The following is an 18,349-nucleotide window of genomic DNA, read 5'->3' on the forward strand; positions in this document are numbered from 1 at the left end:
GCGTCTCGGAGGAGCCCGGGCTCGGTCCTCGAGCGTACGAATCCCCGCGGCCGCCCCGCCCGCCCCGCGTCACGCAGGGCCGGCCGCCGCCTGCCGCGCCGCCGGCTGCCCGGCACCCCCGGGGCGCTCTGGAAGAGTGGTGCCCATGCAGAGCCCCGCCGCCGACCACGCATCCCTCTCCGCCGAGTTCGCCGAGGTGTTCCACGCCGCCGCCCAGGGCGAGCGGGCCCGCGAGGCCGGGCGCCACCTGCCCTTCGTGGCGCAGCAGCGGCTCCAGGAGGCCGGGCTGGGGAAGGTCAGCGTCCCGGCCGAGTTCGGCGGGCGCGGAGCCGGGCACGAGACGGTGCTGCGCCTGCTGGCCGACCTCGCCGCGCGGGACGTGAACACCGCACACCTGTGGCGTTCGCACCTGGTGTTCGTGGCCGCCGTCGACGACCAGCCTCAGCGCCTGAGGAAGGCCTGGATGCCTCACGCCGCCGCGGGGGAGTGGGCCGGCTCCGCCCTCGCGGAGCGCGCCGGATCCGGGGCCGCGCCGGGCCGGGCGGCGGCGCGTGCCGCCCGCGACGAGGGCGGCACGTGGGTGGTCACGGGCCACAAGTACTACGCCACGGGCTCGGCGTTCGCGCAGTGGACCATCGTCACGGTGGGCGTGGACGGGGCCGACCTCGTCTCCCGACGCAACTCGAAGCGGGCCGGCGGCGCGGTGCGCGAGCCGGAGCGGGCGATCGCGGTGGTGCGCGTGCGCCAGCCGCGCGTGCGCATCAAGGATGACTGGGACGGATTCGGCCAGCGGCTCACCGCCACCGGGTCCGTGGTGCTCGACGGCGCGGCCGCGGAGGACCTGCTCGAGGTGCCGCGTTCGCACGGGCCCGTGCCGGTGCTCGAGGAGGCCACGCTGCTGGCCCTGCAGGTGGGCGTGGCCCGCGCGGCCCTCGACGAGGGCGTGGCCCTCCTGAAGGCCCGCACCCGAACGTTCAACACCGGCACGGCGGACCGCCCGCAGCAGGATCCGCAGCTGCTCGAGATCGTGGGGCGCATGGCCGGGCAGGTGAGCGCGGCTCGGCTGCTCGTGCGCGAGGTCGGGAGGGCCATGGACGCCGCCGCGGCGTGGGACGCGGCCCATCCGGACGACGTCGAGGGCGAGGTGAGCGCCCGCCTGTGGGACGAGGCGATGGACGCGGCCTACCGGGCTCAGGCCGTGGTGCCGGACTTCGTCCTCGAGGTCTGCACCCGGATCTTCGACACCCTCGGCGCCTCCGCGACCTCCACCGAGCTGCAGCTGGACCGCCACTGGCGCAACGCCCGCACCCTGGCCACGCACGATCCTGCCGTGTTCAAGGTCCGGATGGTCGGGGACCGCCTGGTCAACGGCGCGGCCCCGGTCGCGTACACCTCCGCCGGCGAGGTCCCGGAGGACTGAGCGCGGCGGGGTCGGCGGGCACGGTGGCCCCACCACGACGACGGCGGCGCACCCGGGCGGGGGCGTCGCCGTCGTCGTGGTGGGGGCGGTCCTGTGACGACGTGTGCGCGGCGCCGAGATCCCCCACGGCCCTGGCGGCCGCGATGCGTCCTCGCCGGTCGGCCCGGCTGTGAGGCGCGGGGCCGGTGTGATGAAGTCATTGCACCCATCCAGAGCGGCCGAGAGATCTGGCTCGACGACGCCGCAGCAGCCCGCCCGTACGGACCAGGGTGCTACCGCCAGAACCGATGGAGGAATGCATTGATCTCACTTCGCCATGTCTCGACCACCTTCACCCGGGAGGCCTCTCCGCGGCGGGCCCGGCCTGCCTCGCCGGCCGCTTGGCTGCGCCGACGGAACGCCGTGGTGGTGGACCCGCCGTCGTCGTCCGGTGCATCCTTCACCGCCGTGGACGACGTCTCACTGGACATCCCGGCCGGGGCTATCCACGGCATCATCGGCTTCAGCGGCGCCGGGAAGTCCACCCTTCTGCGCAACATCAACCTCCTGCAACGTCCCACCGCCGGCGAGGTGTGGTTCGATTCCGAAGAGCTCACGGGCCTCTCCGAGGCCGAGCTACGGATCCGCCGTCATGAGATCGGGATGATCTTCCAGGGCTTCAACCTCGTGCACAACCACACCGCCTTGGGCAACGTCGAGCTGGGCCTGAAGTTCACCGGCGAGCGCAATGCCCGAAACCGACGGAAGCAGGCACTGGAGGCGCTCGACCTGGTGGACCTGGCGGACAAGGCGTCCTCCTACCCCGCGCAACTCTCCGGAGGGCAGAAGCAACGTGTGGCCATTGCCCGTGCGCTGGCGACGCGCCCGAAGCTCCTCCTGTGCGACGAGCCGACGTCCGCCCTCGACCCCTTCACCACGGCCACGGTGCTCCAGTACCTGGCGGACATCAACCGTCAGCTGGGCATCACCGTGGTGATCGTGACCCACGAGATGGAGGTCATCAAGGCGTTGGCCGACGACGTGTCCGTCATGGAGGCCGGGCGCGTGGTGGAGAGTTTCAGCGTGGAGGACCTGTCTTCGGGACGGTTCATACCCACCACCTCCATCGGCGCCTACCTGGTGTCTGAGGGCATCCACCTCGACCGGGCTGGACGCGGGCACACTCCACCCCCGGAGCCCCCGGCCGAGCGCCGAGACGGCCCCCTGGACGCCGCGCCGAGCCTGCCCCTCCTGGCCGGGGCGGAGGTGGCCTGAGATGGAGCGCATCGTCGAACTCCTGCCGGAGCTCACCGTCGCCCTGGGCCAGACGCTGCTGATGATCGCCGTGGCCATCCCAGCGGCCGTGGCCCTGGGCATTCCGCTCGGCGTGTGGCTCTTCACCCATGCGCCCGGCGGCATCTCCCCGTCGCCGCGGGCGCATCGCCTCGTCTCAGGCCTGGTGAACGTGTTCCGTTCCTTCCCGTTCCTGATCCTGCTCATCGCCATCATCCCGTTCACCCGCCTGGTGGTGGGGACAACCGTGGGAACCGCCGCGGCGATCGTGCCCCTCACCGTCAACGCGATCCCGTACTTTGCCCGGCTCGTGGAGCAGAACATGACGCAGCTCGGCGGGGGAGCCGTCGAGGCGGCAAGCGCGATGGGGGCGACGCGCGGCCAGATCATCCGCAACGTCCTGCTGGTCGACGCACGCCCGGCACTCATCGGATCGATCACCATCACCATGGTCAGCTTCATCTCGTTCTCCGCCATGGTCGGACTCGTCGGCGGCGGTGGCATCGGCGATTTCGCCATCCGATACGGCTATTACCGCTACGAGACGGAGGTCATGGCGGTGGCCATCCTCGCCATGCTCCTGCTGGTCACGGCGGTCCAGTTCGTCGGCGGCCGGCTGGTCCGCCGCACGGACAAGCGCCTGGCCTGATCTGTGTGCGCGGTGCACGCGCCCCTTTTCACGTACGCCACTCTCCCGCCCGAGATCGCCCCCCCCGTGCCCTTGCGGCCTCATCGAAAGGTAACCCCCATGCTCCTGCACGCCCACTCACCGTCGTCCAGGCCCACCCGCCGCCGTGTCCTCCAGGGGCTGGCCTTGACGGCCTTCGCAGGTCTGTCCTCCACCGGTTGCGGATCGTCCCAGGAGGCCGGCGCCACTCCGGACAGGAAGATCTCCATGATCGTCACGGAGTCCGCCCCTTACCAAGAGCCCACGGAGCTTGTGAAGAAGAAGCTCGCGGGCCAGGGGTGGACGTTGCAGACGACGTACGTGACGGACATCATCCAGCCCAACAACACCGTCCAACAGGGCGAGTATGACGTGAACTTCTTCCAGCACCTGGCCTACCTGAAGCAGTTCAACAGGGACAACGGCACGGCCGTGGAGCCGCTGTTCTCCGTCTACTACGGACGCAGCGGCCTCTTCTCCCTCACCCTCGACTCCTTCGACGACCTGCCGCAGGGGGCCAAGATCTCCATCCCGGTGGACACCTCCAACAACGGCCGTGCGCTCCAGCTGTTGGCAGAGGCGGGTGTGATCGAGGTCGATCCCGACAAGCCGGTGACCCAGCTGTCCCAGCGCGACATCACGTCCAATCCGAAGAAGGTCGAGTTCGTCGAGGTGGACCAGCAGTCGCTCGCCCAGACTCTCCCTGACGTCGCCGCGGGCTTCGGGTTCGTCCGCCTCATCGCGGAGGCGGGGTACGACGTCGACGAGTCCACCTTGATCCTGGAGGACGACCCGGGGGTCCAGCTGCCGTTCTCCGTCGTCGTCGCTGCCAAGGCGGACTTCCGGGACACCGAGGCCGCACGGGTCCTGCAGGAGGCCTACCACTCTCCGGAGGTCCAGCAGTGGTACGCCGACTACGAGGGAGGAGTGGTGGCCTACACCGGTGAGGTCACCCTGGAGAACTCCGCTCAGGTCTGGAAGGAGTTCTCGTCCGAGTGATACGTGGCGGGCCTGGCACGGCGCGTCACATGGGGGCGGCCGGGCCGTGGCAGAGCCGGGCACGACGGCGGCATGACGCCCGCCGCCGTCGTGCCGTCACACGATTTCCCACAGCGTCGGGGCACTGCATTGACTGGCGCCATGACCACCGAGCATGCCCACAGCGCACCGTCCGTCACCCCTCGTCAGATCCTCTTCAACGCCTTCGACATGAACTGCGTGGCCCACCAGTCGCCGGGCCTGTGGCGCCATCCGGACGACCACGCCCGCGACTACAACACGCTGGGCTACTGGACGCACCTGGCCAAGACCCTTGAGCAGGGTCTCTTCGACGGCCTGTTCATCGCGGACGTGCTCGGCCCCTACTCCGTCTACGGGGGCACCTCCGAGGCCGCCATCCGCACTGGTGCGCAGACCCCGGTCAACGACCCGTTCCTGCTGGTCTCGGCGATGGCCGCCGTCACCGAGCACCTCGGCTTCGGGGTCACCGCCGGCACCGCCTACGAGCACCCGTACCCGTTCGCCCGCCGCCTGGCCACGCTGGACCACCTCACGGGCGGCCGCGTGGGCTGGAACGTCGTCACCGGCTACCTGCCCTCGGCGGCCCAGAACATGGGCCAGGACGACCAGATGGAGCACGACGAGCGCTACGAGCACGCGGACGAGTACCTCGACGTCGTCTACAAGCTCCTCGAGGGCTCGTGGGAGGACGACGCGGTGGTCTACGACAATGAGACCGGCGTGTTCGCGGACCCGGCCAAGGTCCACGACATCGCCCACGAGGGGACGTGGTTCAAGGTGCCCGGCCATGCCGTGACCGAGCCCTCCGCGCAGCGCACCCCCGTGATCTACCAGGCCGGCGCCTCGACGCGCGGCCGCGCCTTCGCGGGCAAGCACGCCGAGGCGGTCTTCATCAACTCCCCCACGAAGGAGCTGGCCAAGGCCACCACCGCGAAGATCCGCCAGGCCCTCGTCGAGGCCGGCCGCGACCCCTACGACGTCAAGGTCTTCGCCATGCAGACCGTGGTCACCGGCGCCACCGACGACGACGCCCGCGCCAAGTACGACGACCTCGCCCAGTACGTGGACCCGCTCGGCGGTCTCGTGCTGATGTCCGGCGGGATGGGCATCGACCTCTCGCAGTACGAGCTGGACGAGCCGATCGGCGACGTGCAGTCCAACGCCATCCAGTCCGCGGTGGAGACCTTCCAGAAGGCCTCTGGCACGGACGAGGAGTGGACGGTCCGCAAGCTGGCCGAGTGGGTGGGCATCGGCGGCTTCGGCCCGGTGATCGTGGGCGGCGGCGCATCGGCGGCGCGGCAGCTGGCCGACTGGGCCGACGAGACGGACGTGGACGGCTTCAACCTGGCCTACCACATCACCCCCGGGACGTTCGAGGACGTCGTGGAGCACGTGGTGCCCGAGCTCCAGCGTCTGGGCCGCTACAAGACCGCGTACACGGACGGCACGCTGCGCCACAAGCTCTTCGGCCGTGGCGACCACCTCCCGGAGGGCCACCACGGGGCGTCCTTCGCGCTGCGCCGTCGTCGGTAAGGTGAGGCGCGAGGACCGCGGGCCCACCCCGCGGCCGCACCGAGGAGGAGAACATGCAGCGCAGACGTGCCGTCCACGCGGCGGGACTGGGGCTCATCGGCGCCCTGGCCCTCGCCGGGTGCGCGTCGGATCCCCAGCCCGCGGGTGAGGCCTGGAAGCAGGCCCGCACCCAGCTCGACGAGGCGGACTCGGTCCGCCTCTCCACCGCGTACACCACGGGACGCCAGGGCCCCAGCGTGGTCACGTGGGACATCGCCGGCGCGCTCGACGGCGGCAACGCCACCTCGACCGCCACCATGGGCGTGGGGGAGGACTCCCGCATGCTCGTGGACACCCGAACCGTGGGCGAGGACGTCTACGCGCGCGTCAGCACGGAGGGCCAGGACGTCCCCGCGCAGGTCCGCGCCGCGTACGGCGACGACGGGTGGAAGCGCCTCCCCGCGGACCAGGCGCAGGCCCAGGCGAACCCGCTGCGCACCGAGCTGGACCGGATCGCCCTCCCCGCCGCGGACGCCCTCGAGGGTGCGGACGTGGAGCCGGAGGAGGTCGAGCTCCAGGACGGCCACGCCCAGCGGTACGCGGTGCCGGCCGACGTCGCGGGCGCGGCCCAGGCCGCCGCGGGCGAAGGCGAGCCCGTCCGCGTGCGCTCCTTCACGGTGGATGAGGACGGCTCCCTCGTGGGCCTGCAGGTGGAGGCCGCGAACGCCCTCCAGCAGTACGAGCTCAGCGACTGGAACGCGATCGACCCGGCCGAGGTGCCGGAGGAGGTGTCCGAGTGATGCGTGGCGACCTGATGAAGCGGCGCGGCGCGCGCCGGGCCCTCCCGCTGGCCGTCCTGGGGACGGGGGCGGCCCTGCTGCTCTCGGGGTGCGGGGCTGACGGCGGCGACGCCCCCGAGGCGTGGGCGAAGGCCCGCACCCAGCTCGAGCAGGCCGACTCGGTCCGCATGGTCACCGAGCTGCGCGCCGGCGCGCAGACGTCCGCCGGCGGCACCGTGCCGGACTCCACGGACATCTCCGGGCCGACGTCGGGAGAGGACTTCCGCTACGTGAGCGAGTTCCGCGACGGCGCGTACACCACGCGCGACGAGAGCCGCACCGTGGACGGGCGCACCTTCTCCCGCTTCACGCTCGAGGAGCGCGGCGGCGTGGCCGGGGAGGACCCCGAGTACGCCGAGAAGTGGACCGCGGCCAAGGCCACGGGCGACCCGTCCGCACAGGGCATGGGGGCCATGGTGGACTCGCTGCTGGCGGCGCTGCCCGCCGGCGACGGCCTGGACGGCAAGGAGGCGGACGCGGACACCCTGCGCCGCAGCGGCCAGGACGCCGTGCGCTACGTGCTCGACGTGCCGGCGAGCAGGGAGGGCGGCGGCGTCGCGCTGCGGGCCTTCACCGTGGCCCAGGACGACGGCGAGCTGCTGACCGTGGAGACCGAGTCCGCGGGCACCGGGGCCGTCACCACGTTCTCCGAGTGGAACGCCGTGCCGCCCATCGAGGCGCCGGCCGAGGATGCGATCGCCGAGCCCGCCGCGGCACCCGCGACCTGACCCTCGACGGACGCGACGCGGCCCGCCGCCCCGGAGGGGGAGGCGGGCCGCGTCGTCGGTCCGGGGTGCGCGGGTCAGCGGGCCGTGGGGCCCTCGTCGCCGAGCGGGGTGGAGGGATCCGAGATGAAGTCCGGATCGGCGCCGGTCGCGTTGGCCGCCTGCACGTTGTCGTTGTTGGACTCGGTCACGCGCTGGTCGGCGAAGGAGTCCTCCGAGCGGCTCGCGCGGTCATCGCCCTTGAGCGCGTCCTTCTCACCCGCGCCGACCTTGGCGGCGAGGTCCTGGACCTTGTCCGAGTTCTTCACCTCGGCGAACTTCTGCTGAGCGGTCTCCTGCACGTGTCCCACCTTCTCCTGGGTCTTGGGGTCGTTCCAGAGCTTCTGCGCGTTCTGGGACATCTTGTCGAGGTTCTGGCGGCCCTCGCCGGAGGCGAGGAAGTAGCCGAGGGCGGCACCGAGGCCGAGAGTGAGCCAACGCATGGTGTTCTCCTTCTGTGTCTGACGGTCAGATCTGCCCCGCTGCGGAGGGCCCACCCGGAGGAGGTGCCGTTCCACAGTGGAATCACGCCCTACTCTCGCCCCGCCGAGGGCACAGCGTCAACGTCTCAGGGGCACCGTGCGCTCCCCATGACGCCGGTGCACCCGGTGGATCGCCTCGATGCCTGCGCACGCGAGCCCGGCGATCATCAGGGACGCGGTGAGCACGTCCGGGGCAGGGACCTCGAGGACGTGGTACCAGCGGGAGGCCGGCACGAGCACCACGAGGGCGAGCACCGCGTACATCGCGGCGATCAGCACCGCCGTGCCGCGGGTGAGCGGCCGCGCCATGGTGCTGAGGACCCAGAGGCCCGCGAGCGTCAGGGTGATCATGGCGGCGGTCTGCAGCTGCGCCGTGCCCACCTCGCCCGCGGCCCGGTTCCGCACGTACCAGCCCAGGGCCAGCATGGCCGCGAGGATCACCGCGCCGCTGGGCAGGGCGAACCGCAGCGCACGCCCGAGGAACCCCGGCACGTAGCGCCGGGCGTTGGGCAGCAGCGCGAGGAAGAACGTGGGCGCGCCGATCATGATGAGGTCCACCGTGGAGGCCTGCCGGGGCAGCAGCGGGAACGGCCAGGCCAGGAGGGAGAACACCACGCCGAGCAGCAGCGCATACGTGGTCTTCGTGAGGTAGATGTGCGCCAGGCGCTCCATGTTGGCGATCACCTGGCGCCCCTCCGCGAGCACAGCCGGCAGGCGGTCGAAGCGCCCGTCGAGCAGCACCATCCGGGAGACGGCCTTGGTGGCGGATGCGGCGTTGCCCATCGCGATCCCGAGGTCGGCGGTCTTCAGCGCGAGGGCGTCGTTGACGCCGTCGCCCGTCATGGCCACCACGTGGCCGCGGCTCTGCAGGGCCGCGACCATGGCCCGCTTCTGCTCCGGGGCGACGCGGCCGAACACGCTGTGGGCCTGCATGACCTCCGCGAGCTCCTCCGGATCCGAGGGCAGGGTGCGCCCGTCCACGGCGTCGCCGGGCACGTCCACACCCACGGTGCGGGCGACGGCGGCCACCGTGCGCGGACTGTCCCCCGAGATCACGGCGATCCGCACCCCCTGATCCCGGAAGTACCCCAGGGTCTGCGCGGCGTCCGGGCGCACGTTCTCCTGGAACGTGAGCACGGCGGCCGGATCCCGGCCCGCGGGGAGCTCCTCGCCGACGGGCGCGGCGTCCGCGCGGCACAGCAGCATGGTGCGCAGCCCGCGGTCCGCGCTGTGCGCGCAGCCCGCCCCGACGGCGTCGGTGCGCTCCGGGCCCAGGTGCGCGGCGTCCAGCAGCGCCTCGGGGGCGCCCAGCAGCCACGTCCCGGCGAGGCCTGGGGCCTGGGCGTCGGCGTCTGGACCGAAGACGACGGCGGACCAGCGCCGGGCACTGGAGAACGGGACCGCGGCGATCGGGATGGGCACGGGCGCGGCGGCGAACGGCTCTCGGAGGGCGGCCGCCGTCGGGTTGGCGTCCGGGTCCGCACCGAACCAGGCCAGCGCCGCCCGGGTGGCCGGGGAGATCTCAGCCCTGATGCCAGGCGCGGCACCGGCGTCCCCGGCGTGCGGCGGGCTGGCGCCGTGGAAGCTCACGCCGCCCTCCGTGAGCGTGCCGGTCTTGTCCAGGCACACGGTGTCCACGCGGGCCAGGACCTCCACGGCGGGCTGCTCCTGGATGAGGACCTCGCGCCGGGCCAGCTTCAGGGCGGCCACGGCGAACGAGATGGTGGTCATGAGCGCCAGGCCCTGCGGGATCATGCTGGTCACGGCGGCCACGGACGCGATCAGCGCGGGCTCGAGCGTCTCCTCGCGCGGGGCGGAGAGCGCGCGTCCCCAGCCGCCGGCCGCGGTGACCTGGCCGTTCACGATCACGGCGATGATCGGCACCAGGGCGATCGTGAGCCAGCGGGCCACCTTCTCGAGGCCCTCGCGCAGCTCCGAGTGGATCGCCCGGTACTTCCTGGCCTCGGCGCCGAGGCGGGCGGCGTGCGAGTCGGGGCCCACGGCGGTCGCGCGGACCAGCCCGGTGCCCGCGACCACGGAGGAGCCGGAGAGCACGGCGTCGCCGGGGCGCTTGGGGACGGGGTCGTTCTCCCCGGTGAGGAGGGCCTCGTCGAGGTCCAGGCCCTCCGAGGCGAGCACCTCGGCGTCCACGGGCACCTGGTCGCCGCGGCGCAGCACCACGACGTCGTCGAGCACGATCTGGACGATCCGCACGGGGACGCGCTCCCCGTCGCGGACGACGAGGGCGTCGTCCTGGTTCAGCAGGGCGATCCGGTCCAGGGTGCGCTTGGCGGAGTACTCCTGCACCACGCCGATGACCACGTTGGCCACGGCCGCGAGGCTGAAGAGGAGGTCGAACCAGCGGCCCAGCAGGACCACCACGAGCGCGCACAGGCCGATGGCCAGGTTGAACAGCGTGAGCACGTGCACGCGCAGGATGGTGGCGAGGCTGCGGGAGGTGTCCCGCGGCTGCGCGTTCGTGAGACCGGCCGCCTCCCGCTCGGCCACCTCGGCGTGGGTCAGCCCACAGATCGGATCGGCCCGCAGGCGCACGCTCGCATCGGTCACCCCATGAAACTAGGGGGACGGGCCGGGGGGCACATCCGCCCCAGGGTGGATCTCGGCCCCTGCCCACCCCACCCTGAGTCCCCCGCGCCGCCGCCTCGCTCAGCCCCCCCACGCGACGAGCCCTGCGTCGTCGCTGCCATCCGGGGCGGATGACGGCGACGACGCAGGGCTCGTCACAGGGGTGGGGCGCCCGCTCAGCCGAAGTGCTTCGGCAGGGTGGCCTCCCAGGCCTCGCGCAGCTCGGCGATCGGCAGCTCGAACCCGCCCTGCACCTCGAGGGCGCCGGACTCCACGTCCACGACGCCGATCCGGGTCACGGTGTAGCCGCGCGCGGTGGTCATGTCATTGAAGCGGACCTCCTCGGTGCGCGGCACGGACACGACGGCGCGGCCCTGCGTCTCGGAGAACAGCGCGGTGAACAGGTCCACGCCGTCGCGGCGGAGGACCTCGTCCAGCACGATCCGCGCGCCGACGCCGAAGCGCAGCACCATGTCCGCCAGGGTCGCCGCGAGGCCGCCCTTGGAGACGTCGTGCGCGGCGTCGATCATGCCGTCGCGCGAGGCGTTGACCAGCAGCTCGCCGAGCAGGCGCTCCTGCTCGAGGTCCACCTTCGGGGGCGTGCCGCCCAGGTGGCCGCGCAGGTTCGCGAACTCGGAGCCGTCCAGCTCATCGCGGGTGACGCCGAGCAGGTAGACCGCCTGCCCGTCCGCGTCCCGGCCGAAGCCCGAGGGCGTGCGGCGCGCGACGTCGTCGAGCTGGCCCAGCACGCCCACGGTGGGGGTGGGATGGATGGCGACGCCGCCGGTCTGGTTGTAGAGCGAGACGTTGCCGCCGGTGACGGGCACGCCGAGCACCTGGCACGCATCGGCGAGGCCGCGGACGGCCTCGGCGAACTGCCACATCACCTCGGGGTCCTCGGGGGAGCCGAAGTTGAGGCAGTCGGTGACGGCGAGCGGCACGGCGCCCACGGTGGCCACGTTGCGGTAGGCCTCCGCGAGGGACAGCTGCGCGCCCGCATACGGGTCGAGGTACGCGTAGCGGTCGTTGCAGTCCGTGGCCAGGGCCACGCCCATGCCCGTCTCCTCGTCCACGCGGACCACGCCGGCGTCGTCGGGGGAGGCGAGCGCGGTGTTGCCGCGCACGTACCGGTCGTACTGCCGGGTGATCCAGGAGACGTCCGCCATGTTGGGGGAGGCCATCAGCTCGACGACGGCGGCCTTGAGCGCGTCGCCGTCCTGCGGCAGGTCCTGGCCGGCCGCGGAGGCACGGAACGTGTCCGCCTGGAGCGCATCCTGGAAGGAGGGGCGGTGGTACGGGCGCTCGTACACGGGGCCGTCATGGGCCACGGTGCGCGGGTCGACGTCGACGATGACCTCGCCGTCCCACGTGATGACGAGGCGGCCGTCGCCGGTGACCTCGCCGAGCCACGAGTACTCCACGTCCCACTTGGCCATGACGGCCTCGAACGCCGCGACGTTCTCCGGCGTCACGACGGCCATCATGCGCTCCTGCGACTCGGACATGAGGATCTCGCCCGGGGTCAGCGTGGAGTCGCGCAGCAGCACGTCGGTCAGCTCGACGCGCATGCCGCCCTCGCCGTTGGAGGCGAGCTCGGAGGTGGCGCAGGAGATGCCCGCGGCACCGAGGTCCTGGATGCCCTCCACGAGGGAGCCGTGGAACAGCTCGAGACAGCACTCGATGAGCACCTTCTCCGCGAACGGGTCGCCCACCTGGACGGAGGGGCGCTTGGCGGGCTTGCCGCCGGCGTCGAAGGACTCCGAGGCCAGCACGGACGCGCCGCCGATGCCGTCGCCACCGGTGCGGGCGCCGAAGAGCACCACCTTGTTGCCGACCCCGGACGCGTTCGCCAGGCGCAGGTCCTCGTGCTTGAGCACGCCCACGGCGAGCGCGTTCACGAGCGGGTTGCCCTGGTAGGAGGCGTCGAAGGAGACCTCGCCGCCGATGTTCGGCAGGCCGAGGCAGTTGCCGTAGCCGCCGATGCCGGAGACGACGCCGTGCACCACGCGGGCGGTGTCCGGGTGGTCGATCGCGCCGAAGCGCAGCGGGTCCATGACGGCCACGGGGCGGGCGCCCATCGAGATGATGTCGCGCACGATGCCGCCGATGCCGGTGGCCGCGCCCTGGTAGGGCTCCACGAAGGAGGGGTGGTTGTGCGACTCCACCTTGAAGGTCACGGCCCAGCCGTCGCCGAGGTCGGTGACGCCGGCGTTCTCGCCGATCCCCACCATGAGGTTCTTCTTCATCTCCTCGGTGAGCTTGTCCCCGAACTGGCGCAGGTGCACCTTCGAGGACTTGTAGGAGCAGTGCTCCGACCACATCACGGAGTACATCGCGAGCTCCGCCGCGGTGGGGCGGCGGCCCAGGATCTCGCGGATCCGCGCGTACTCGTCCTCCTTGAGGCCGAGCTCCGCCCACGGCTGGGCGACGTCCGGGTTCGCCGCGGCGTGCTCCACGGTCTCGATGGTGAACTGCTGGCTCATGCGGCGCCTCCCCGGCTCGCGAGGGTGGTCAGGACGGAGGTGAAGAAGCCCAGGCCGTCGGTGCCGGCGCGCACGCCGTCCGCGGTGTCCGGGCCGAAGCCGGCCTCGACGGCGTGCTCCGGGTGCGGCATCAGGCCCACCACGTTGCCCGCCGGGTTGGCCACGCCCGCGATGTCGCGGCGCGAGCCGTTGGGGTTCCAGCCCTTGTAGCGGAACACCACGCGGCCCTCGGCCTCGAGGGCGTCGAGGGTGGCGTCGTCGGCCACGTACTGGCCGTCCTGGTTCTTCAGGGGCACGGTGATGGTCTGGCCCGGCGCGAAGTCGCGGGTCCACGCGGTGTCCGTGGACTCGACCGTGAGCTCCTGGTCGCGGCAGATGAAGTGCAGGTGGTCGTTCTTGATCATCGAGCCCGGCAGCAGGTGGGACTCCGTGAGGATCTGGAAGCCGTTGCAGATGCCGAGCACCGGGAGCGCGTCCGCGCCGCCCTGCGGGCCGCCGGCCGCCTCCGCGATGGCGTCCATCATGGGGGCGAAGCGGGAGATCGCGCCGGCGCGCAGGTAGTCGCCGTAGGAGAAGCCGCCGGGGACGACGACGGCGTCCAGGCCGGACAGCGCGGCGTGCGGGTCCGCGTCGGCGTGCCACAGGGCCACGGCCTCCGCACCGGCGAGGCGGATCGCGCGGGCGGCGTCGACGTCGTCGAGGGTGCCCGGGAAGGTGACGACGCCGATGCGGGCGCCGGACAGGGGAGTGGCGGGCGTCGAGTAGTCGCCGATGAGGGGGAGGTCCGCGGCCATCAGGCGTGGGCCTCGTCGTCGGTCCCCGCCTCGTCGACGAGCTCGACGTTCACGACGTCCTCGATCACCGGGTTGGAGAGCATCTCCTCGGCGGCCTTGCGGGCGGCGGTCAGGATCTCGTCCGTGACCTCGCCGTCCACGGTGAGCTCGAAGCGCTTGCCCTGGCGGACCTGGCTGAACTGGGTGAACCCGAGGCGGGGCAGGGCCCCGTTGATGGCCTTGCCCTGCGGGTCGAGGATCTCGGGCTTGGGCATGACGTCGACGACGATGATGGGCATCCAACGCTCCTGGTGTCTGAGGGGGCCGTGCGGGTGGCGCTCCGGGGCGGCCAGAGGAGAGCGGTGGTGCCGTCTCACGCCGGGGCCGCCGGACGCTCCGCGAGCTTGCCCGGCCAGTCTACCGAGGGGGCGCGCGGCCCAGTCCGGGGCCGTCCTGCCCCGCCCGCTCCATCTCCGTCCCGCCCCGCCCCGCCCCGACCTCCGGCTGTGCTCAGGACCGCGTCCTCATGACGAGGTCCTGAGCACAGCCGGAGGTCCTGAGTCGGAGCACGCACCGACCCGCCGGCCCCGACCCCTCACCCGCGACGCCGGGGCACGCCGTGGCGCGCCAGCTCGGCCTCCAGTCGGGCGGGGGAACGCAGGTCCTCCCACGTCCAGCGGGCGAGACCGGACAGCAGCCGGCGCAGGCGGACCTCCCGCTCCTTCTCCGCCCGGATCGCCCGGCGTCGGTCCGCCTCGGAGGCGTGCAGCCCGACGTCGTACTTGGTGATCCCGTCGAACTCGCCGCCCACACGGAGCTGCGGCCACCAGAAGTCCACCCGGTCCTCGTGCGCGGCGCCCGGGGTGCGGACGCGGTGCTGCAGCACGGGAGGGGCGAACCCCAGCTCATGGACGAGGACGCGGCTCAGCGACTCCCCGGGCGACTCGGACGCGCCGTCGGCGAATGCGCAGGCCCGGGAGAACCGCTCGCGGGCCGCCCGGGAGGCGGGGAGCTCGGCGTGGGCGGCGGCCCATGCGGCGCACTCCCGGGGCCGGTCGCGCAGCAGACGGTCCAGCGGGGCCACGCTCTCCCGCAGGGGCAGGCCGGCCGCCAGCTGCAGGTGCACGGTGGAGAGCGACTCCGCCCGGGCCGTGCCGAGGAGGACTCCGCCCGCCGTCCGCAGCAGGATCTCCACGGGCTCGTGGCCGGGCGCGGAGACCGGGTTCCACACGGGGGAGAGGGTCGGCAGCGGAGGGAGCGGGGCGGCGCCGGGGGCGAGAGCCTGGCGGACGAGGGTCGACCGACCGTGGTGGTGCGGCGTCGTGGCGCGCACGTGCAGCGTCCGGGGCGTCTCGATCAGGGGCAGCCCGTGGAGGTGGGCGGCGGTCGCGCCAGTGAACACCGCGTCCGGGCGGGCGAGCACCACCGCCGACGCCGCCAGGGTGAACCGGTCCCAGGGTGCGGCCCCGAGCCAGTCGGCCACGGGGCAGTAGACGCCGCGCACGAGGCGCAGCAGCTTCCCGGCATCCCAGGCCCGCGCCACCCGGCGGCGCGTGGTCGCGTCCGTGCGGGCGGTCACTCGCAGCAACGGGCCGCGGCCGGTGCGGAGACCGGGGTCCTCGGGCAGGGGTGCGGGGTCCATGCGCTCAGGATCGGCCGCGCGGGAGAGGCTGGGCGCGGGGAGGGCGGCCGCCTGGGGAGGGCGAGGGTTCTGTGGAGGCCTGTGCAGGAGCGGCGGGGCCGCGCGTCGGCGACTAGCCTGGGCGCATGATCCTGGCCCGCATCCCCCGCCGTCGCGACGACCGCGCCGCCGCCCCTCGTCCCGTCCGCCTGAGCCGGTGACAGCCGACCAGCCGGGAGCCGAGCCCTGCCCGTGCGGCCGGGGCCTGCCGTACCCCGACTGCTGCGGCCGCTGGCACGCGCGCCACGCCGCGGACGGGACCCTCGCCGCGCCCACGGCCGAGGACCTCATGCGCTCGCGGTACACGGCGTTCGCCCTCCTGGTCGCCACGGATCACGACGACGCCGCCCGCACCGCGGCCGCGATGGTCGCCTACCTGCGCGCCACCTGGGCGGCCGAGACGCGTCCCGCCGCGGCGGACCTGACCCCGGGGCCGGGGGAGACGCCCACCGCGTTCACCCGCCTGGCGGTGACGGACACGACCGGCGGCGGCCCCTTCGACACGGTCGGGACCGTGACGTTCACGGCGCTCGGCCGGGACGCCTCCGGGGCGCGCGTGCGCCTGACCGAGCACAGCCGGTTCCGCCGCGAGGACGGCGTCTGGCGCTACGTGGACGGGGACGTCGCCGGCTGAGCCGGCCGCGCGGCGTCGTCGGGGCCGGAGGGAGGGGTCAGAAGGCGGAGAGGAACGCGGTGGCCACGCTGAGGATCAGACCCGCGATGCACAGCAGTGCCACGATCGTGACCACCGGCCGGGTGTGGCGCGGGGAGTCGTCCGGGGCGAGGTCGGCGTCGCGCAGCTCGGGGGGAAGGCCGGTCATGGTGCTCTTGGGGCGGGGCCGGTCGGGGGTCGCGCCAGTCTACGGGCGTTCAGTCCGCGTCTGGGGTGAACAGGTCCTCGATGCGCCGGCCGAACACGGCGGCCAGGCGGAAGGCGAGGGGGAGGGAGGGGTCGTATCGGCCCTTCTCGAGGGAGATGACCGTCTGGCGCGAGACGCCGAGCTCGTCGGCGAGGCGCTGCTGCGACCAGCCCAGGCGGGTGCGCTCGGCGGGGAGCGAGTTCTCCACGGCTCAGCCCCGCCGCTTCAGCAGGAGGTAGCGGACGGCGGCGGAGGCCGCGGCGACGACGATCAGGGTGGCACCCGTCAGGGACGGCGACGGCTGCCACCCGGTCATGCCGATCACGAACGTGCCCAGCCCGATCACCACGAGCAGGTCACCGAACGCCCCGGACTGCGCCTTCTCCAGCCAGCGGCCCTCGACGGTCTCCTCGGTGTCCCGGATCGCGCCGCGGACGGTCGTGCGATCCACGAACAAGAACCAGGCGACGCCGGTGCCGATCGGCAGGGACGTGGCCGCCATGATGAGGCCCATGATCCAGGGGTAGCGAGCGTCCGGCTGCTCGCGCAGGGTGGCCAGGCCGTAGGCGGCGGCGCCGATCAGCAGGGCGATGAGCAGGCCCAGCACCAGGCTCACGAGGAGGAGCCGGCCCGTGCCACCGCCCAGCCGGGCGGACCGGCCCCAGAACGATCGCGTGTCCCGGCGGGGGTCGGTGGTGGCGCGGGGCGCCTCGGCGGTGGGGGCGGTGACGTCGTCGGTGCCGTGGTCGGAGGTCATGGCCTGCTCCTTCGTGCGGTGCCGGGGCCCGTCCCCGGCGGTGTGAAGCAAACTTGACAGTCAAGGACGCTGGACGTCAAGGGAGCTTGACCCTTTCACCCCCCTGCTTGAACATCGGTTGAGTTCTCGGGGGTGCCGGGCCGGAACACGCCCGAGAACTCAACCGGCGTTGGTGGGGGCGGGGGTCGGCGGCACGAGGGCCAGCCACAGCGGCTCGAGCGCGAACCCGAGCGCCTCGTTCATCCGCAGGGACGCCGCGTTCACCTCGGCGCCGCCCGTGCCCCAGATCCGCCCGCCCCGGGCGTGCGTGGCCAGCACCGACGCCGCCTTCACCGCCTTCCCCAGACCCCGCTCCTCGTGCCCCTGCCGCACCGCCGTCCGGTCGACGTCCCACCGGACGTCCCCGTCCGCTCCGTGCGTGCGGAACAGCAGGGTGACACCGATCAGCTCCGCGCCCGCGAACGCCCCGACGGCGACCCCGTCCTCGCCGTCCAGCCGCGCCTCGAGATCGTCGGACAGGGGCGTGTGGAACGAGCCGTCGGTGCGCGGGAAGCGCGGGGCGGCCTCGGCGTCGAGTGCGCGCAGGGCAAGCGAGTCCGCAGCCTCCAGCACCCGCACCTCGACCCCCTGCGCCTCCGCCGCGGCCACCAGGTCCCGGTACGGGGCGAGGTCGGCGTCGTCGGCCAGGTGCAGGCGTGCGCCCCAGGACCGCGAGCGCACCGTCCACCCGGCGTCCTGCAGTGCGGCGGCCTCGGCGGTGTCCTGCCGGAGGACGCGGGCCTCAGCGCCGGGCATGGCGACGGGCGTCATCAGCGGCACGGGGATGTGGTCCCGGGCCTGCGTGCCCGGGTGGACGTGCGGAAAGCGTTCGGAGGCGGGGTCGGCCGGGTCGCCGGGCTCGCGGCGCACCGCGAAGCCGGACCCGGCGAGCGTCTCCTCGTCCAGGGCGACGAGGAACGCGTCTGGCCGGTCCGCGTAGAACGCCGCCGCCACCGCGGCTGCCTGTCGGGCGTCCTCGGAGGCGTGCAGGAAGCCGACCTCGAAGAAGGTGGCGCCCCGCGTGGACGCCGTGTAGCGGCCCGTGCGGCGGGCCCCGGCCCAGTCCTCGGGCAGGGTGATGTGCAGGATCATGGCGTCACCGTATCGGCCCGACCGTCCCTGTCCCCGCTGACCTGGAATGTTCCGTCCCGGCGGGGCGTTGGGCCCCGGAGACGACATGCCGCCGACCCGCGA

Annotated in this window: 18 protein-coding genes and 1 riboswitch; of the genes, 8 read left to right on the plus strand and 10 right to left on the minus strand. The window is 73.2% G+C overall.

The window, feature by feature from the left end; all coding sequences use genetic code 11:
• The first annotated feature begins 145 nt into the window (after nt 1–145).
• The 7 genes from AAG742_RS01220 (at nt 146) to AAG742_RS01250 (ending at nt 7,458) form a co-directional block, all read left to right on the plus strand.
• The gene (locus tag AAG742_RS01220; protein ID WP_298710501.1) at nt 146–1,420 is read left to right on the plus strand and encodes an acyl-CoA dehydrogenase family protein; all 1,275 of its coding nucleotides are present in this window, start codon (nt 146–148) and stop codon (nt 1,418–1,420) included.
• 202 nt (nt 1,421–1,622) lie between these two features.
• A riboswitch (SAM riboswitch) is annotated at nt 1,623–1,714 on the plus strand.
• A 153-nt stretch (nt 1,715–1,867) separates the two neighbouring features.
• Nucleotides 1,868–2,674 carry an ATP-binding cassette domain-containing protein gene (locus AAG742_RS01225; RefSeq protein ID WP_343282198.1) on the plus strand — a complete coding sequence of 269 codons (807 nt, stop codon included), beginning with the start codon at nt 1,868–1,870 and terminating at the stop codon, nt 2,672–2,674.
• Nucleotide 2,675: 1 nt separating this feature from the next.
• Nucleotides 2,676–3,341, plus strand: coding sequence for a methionine ABC transporter permease (locus AAG742_RS01230; protein ID WP_298710497.1), 666 nt, complete (start codon nt 2,676–2,678; stop codon nt 3,339–3,341).
• 246 nt (nt 3,342–3,587) lie between these two features.
• A complete protein-coding gene (locus AAG742_RS01235) occupies nt 3,588–4,358 on the plus strand; it encodes a MetQ/NlpA family ABC transporter substrate-binding protein (RefSeq protein WP_298710495.1) in 771 nt (256 codons plus the stop codon).
• Nucleotides 4,359–4,499: 141 nt separating this feature from the next.
• Complete coding sequence (locus AAG742_RS01240; RefSeq protein ID WP_298710493.1) at nt 4,500–5,912, plus strand: LLM class flavin-dependent oxidoreductase; 1,413 nt, start codon at nt 4,500–4,502, stop codon at nt 5,910–5,912.
• A 53-nt stretch (nt 5,913–5,965) separates the two neighbouring features.
• On the plus strand, nt 5,966–6,691 hold the full coding sequence (locus AAG742_RS01245; protein ID WP_298710491.1) for a Tat (twin-arginine translocation) pathway signal sequence: 726 nt from the start codon (nt 5,966–5,968) through the stop codon (nt 6,689–6,691).
• Complete coding sequence (locus tag AAG742_RS01250) at nt 6,691–7,458, plus strand: hypothetical protein (protein ID WP_298710489.1); 768 nt, start codon at nt 6,691–6,693, stop codon at nt 7,456–7,458. Before AAG742_RS01245 ends, AAG742_RS01250 begins: the two co-directional genes overlap by 1 nt.
• A 74-nt stretch (nt 7,459–7,532) precedes the next feature.
• Here the strand turns inward: AAG742_RS01250 and AAG742_RS01255 are convergent, their stop codons facing one another.
• The 6 genes from AAG742_RS01255 to AAG742_RS01280 form a co-directional block, all read right to left on the minus strand.
• Nucleotides 7,533–7,937: a YtxH domain-containing protein gene (locus tag AAG742_RS01255; RefSeq protein WP_248116492.1), complete on the minus strand. Its 405-nt coding sequence runs from the start codon at nt 7,935–7,937 to the stop codon at nt 7,533–7,535.
• Nucleotides 7,938–8,054: 117 nt separating this feature from the next.
• Nucleotides 8,055–10,544, minus strand: a complete 2,490-nt coding sequence (locus AAG742_RS01260) for an HAD-IC family P-type ATPase (RefSeq protein WP_298710487.1) — start codon at nt 10,542–10,544, stop codon at nt 8,055–8,057.
• A 194-nt stretch (nt 10,545–10,738) separates the two neighbouring features.
• On the minus strand, nt 10,739–13,045 hold the full coding sequence (gene purL / locus AAG742_RS01265) for a phosphoribosylformylglycinamidine synthase subunit PurL (protein WP_298710485.1): 2,307 nt from the start codon (nt 13,043–13,045) through the stop codon (nt 10,739–10,741).
• Nucleotides 13,042–13,839 (minus strand): phosphoribosylformylglycinamidine synthase subunit PurQ, encoded by a 798-nt coding sequence (purQ, locus tag AAG742_RS01270; protein WP_298710483.1) that lies wholly within the window; start codon nt 13,837–13,839, stop codon nt 13,042–13,044. Before purQ ends, purL begins: the two co-directional genes overlap by 4 nt.
• Nucleotides 13,839–14,117, minus strand: coding sequence for a phosphoribosylformylglycinamidine synthase subunit PurS (gene purS / locus AAG742_RS01275; RefSeq protein ID WP_298710481.1), 279 nt, complete (start codon nt 14,115–14,117; stop codon nt 13,839–13,841). Before purS ends, purQ begins: the two co-directional genes overlap by 1 nt.
• 296 nt (nt 14,118–14,413) lie before the next feature.
• On the minus strand, nt 14,414–15,460 hold the full coding sequence (locus tag AAG742_RS01280) for a hypothetical protein (protein WP_248116500.1): 1,047 nt from the start codon (nt 15,458–15,460) through the stop codon (nt 14,414–14,416).
• Between the two features lie 196 nt (nt 15,461–15,656).
• Between AAG742_RS01280 and AAG742_RS01285 the strand changes: the two genes are divergently transcribed.
• A complete protein-coding gene (locus AAG742_RS01285; RefSeq protein WP_298710480.1) occupies nt 15,657–16,133 on the plus strand; it encodes a YchJ family metal-binding protein in 477 nt (158 codons plus the stop codon).
• Nucleotides 16,134–16,170: 37 nt separating this feature from the next.
• Here the strand turns inward: AAG742_RS01285 and AAG742_RS01290 are convergent, their stop codons facing one another.
• The 4 genes from AAG742_RS01290 to AAG742_RS01305 form a co-directional block, all read right to left on the minus strand.
• Entirely contained in the window at nt 16,171–16,320 is a 150-nt protein-coding gene (locus AAG742_RS01290; RefSeq protein ID WP_298710478.1) for a hypothetical protein, read from the minus strand.
• A 49-nt stretch (nt 16,321–16,369) separates the two neighbouring features.
• Nucleotides 16,370–16,567 (minus strand): helix-turn-helix transcriptional regulator, encoded by a 198-nt coding sequence (locus AAG742_RS01295; protein ID WP_298710476.1) that lies wholly within the window; start codon nt 16,565–16,567, stop codon nt 16,370–16,372.
• A gap of 3 nt (nt 16,568–16,570) precedes the next feature.
• The gene (locus AAG742_RS01300; protein ID WP_343282199.1) at nt 16,571–17,116 is read right to left on the minus strand and encodes a hypothetical protein; all 546 of its coding nucleotides are present in this window, start codon (nt 17,114–17,116) and stop codon (nt 16,571–16,573) included.
• Nucleotides 17,117–17,275: 159 nt separating this feature from the next.
• Nucleotides 17,276–18,247, minus strand: coding sequence for a DUF952 domain-containing protein (locus AAG742_RS01305; RefSeq protein WP_298710472.1), 972 nt, complete (start codon nt 18,245–18,247; stop codon nt 17,276–17,278).
• Between the last annotated feature and the right edge of the window lie 102 nt (nt 18,248–18,349).

Source organism: Micrococcus sp. 2A, from assembly GCF_039519235.1.
In the GTDB taxonomy this organism is placed as follows: Bacteria; Actinomycetota; Actinomycetes; order Actinomycetales; family Micrococcaceae; genus Micrococcus.

Bases quoted from the DNA above. Each gene is read 5' to 3' on its own strand.
- AAG742_RS01290 (WP_298710478.1), bottom strand. From the start codon at position 16,320: ATGACCGGCCTTCCCCCCGAGCTGCGCGACGCCGACCTCGCCCCGGAC.
- purQ (WP_298710483.1), bottom strand. From the start codon at position 13,839: ATGGCCGCGGACCTCCCCCTCATCGGCGACTACTCGACGCCCGCCACT.
- AAG742_RS01220 (WP_298710501.1), top strand. From the start codon at position 146: ATGCAGAGCCCCGCCGCCGACCACGCATCCCTCTCCGCCGAGTTCGCC.
- AAG742_RS01245 (WP_298710491.1), top strand. From the start codon at position 5,966: ATGCAGCGCAGACGTGCCGTCCACGCGGCGGGACTGGGGCTCATCGGC.
- AAG742_RS01255 (WP_248116492.1), bottom strand. From the start codon at position 7,937: ATGCGTTGGCTCACTCTCGGCCTCGGTGCCGCCCTCGGCTACTTCCTC.
- purL (WP_298710485.1), bottom strand. From the start codon at position 13,045: ATGAGCCAGCAGTTCACCATCGAGACCGTGGAGCACGCCGCGGCGAAC.
- AAG742_RS01235 (WP_298710495.1), top strand. From the start codon at position 3,588: ATGATCGTCACGGAGTCCGCCCCTTACCAAGAGCCCACGGAGCTTGTG.
- AAG742_RS01280 (WP_248116500.1), bottom strand. From the start codon at position 15,460: ATGGACCCCGCACCCCTGCCCGAGGACCCCGGTCTCCGCACCGGCCGC.
- AAG742_RS01250 (WP_298710489.1), top strand. From the start codon at position 6,691: ATGCGTGGCGACCTGATGAAGCGGCGCGGCGCGCGCCGGGCCCTCCCG.
- AAG742_RS01230 (WP_298710497.1), top strand. From the start codon at position 2,676: ATGGAGCGCATCGTCGAACTCCTGCCGGAGCTCACCGTCGCCCTGGGC.
- AAG742_RS01305 (WP_298710472.1), bottom strand. From the start codon at position 18,247: ATGATCCTGCACATCACCCTGCCCGAGGACTGGGCCGGGGCCCGCCGC.
- purS (WP_298710481.1), bottom strand. From the start codon at position 14,117: ATGCCCATCATCGTCGTCGACGTCATGCCCAAGCCCGAGATCCTCGAC.
- AAG742_RS01300 (WP_343282199.1), bottom strand. From the start codon at position 17,116: ATGACCTCCGACCACGGCACCGACGACGTCACCGCCCCCACCGCCGAG.
- AAG742_RS01240 (WP_298710493.1), top strand. From the start codon at position 4,500: ATGACCACCGAGCATGCCCACAGCGCACCGTCCGTCACCCCTCGTCAG.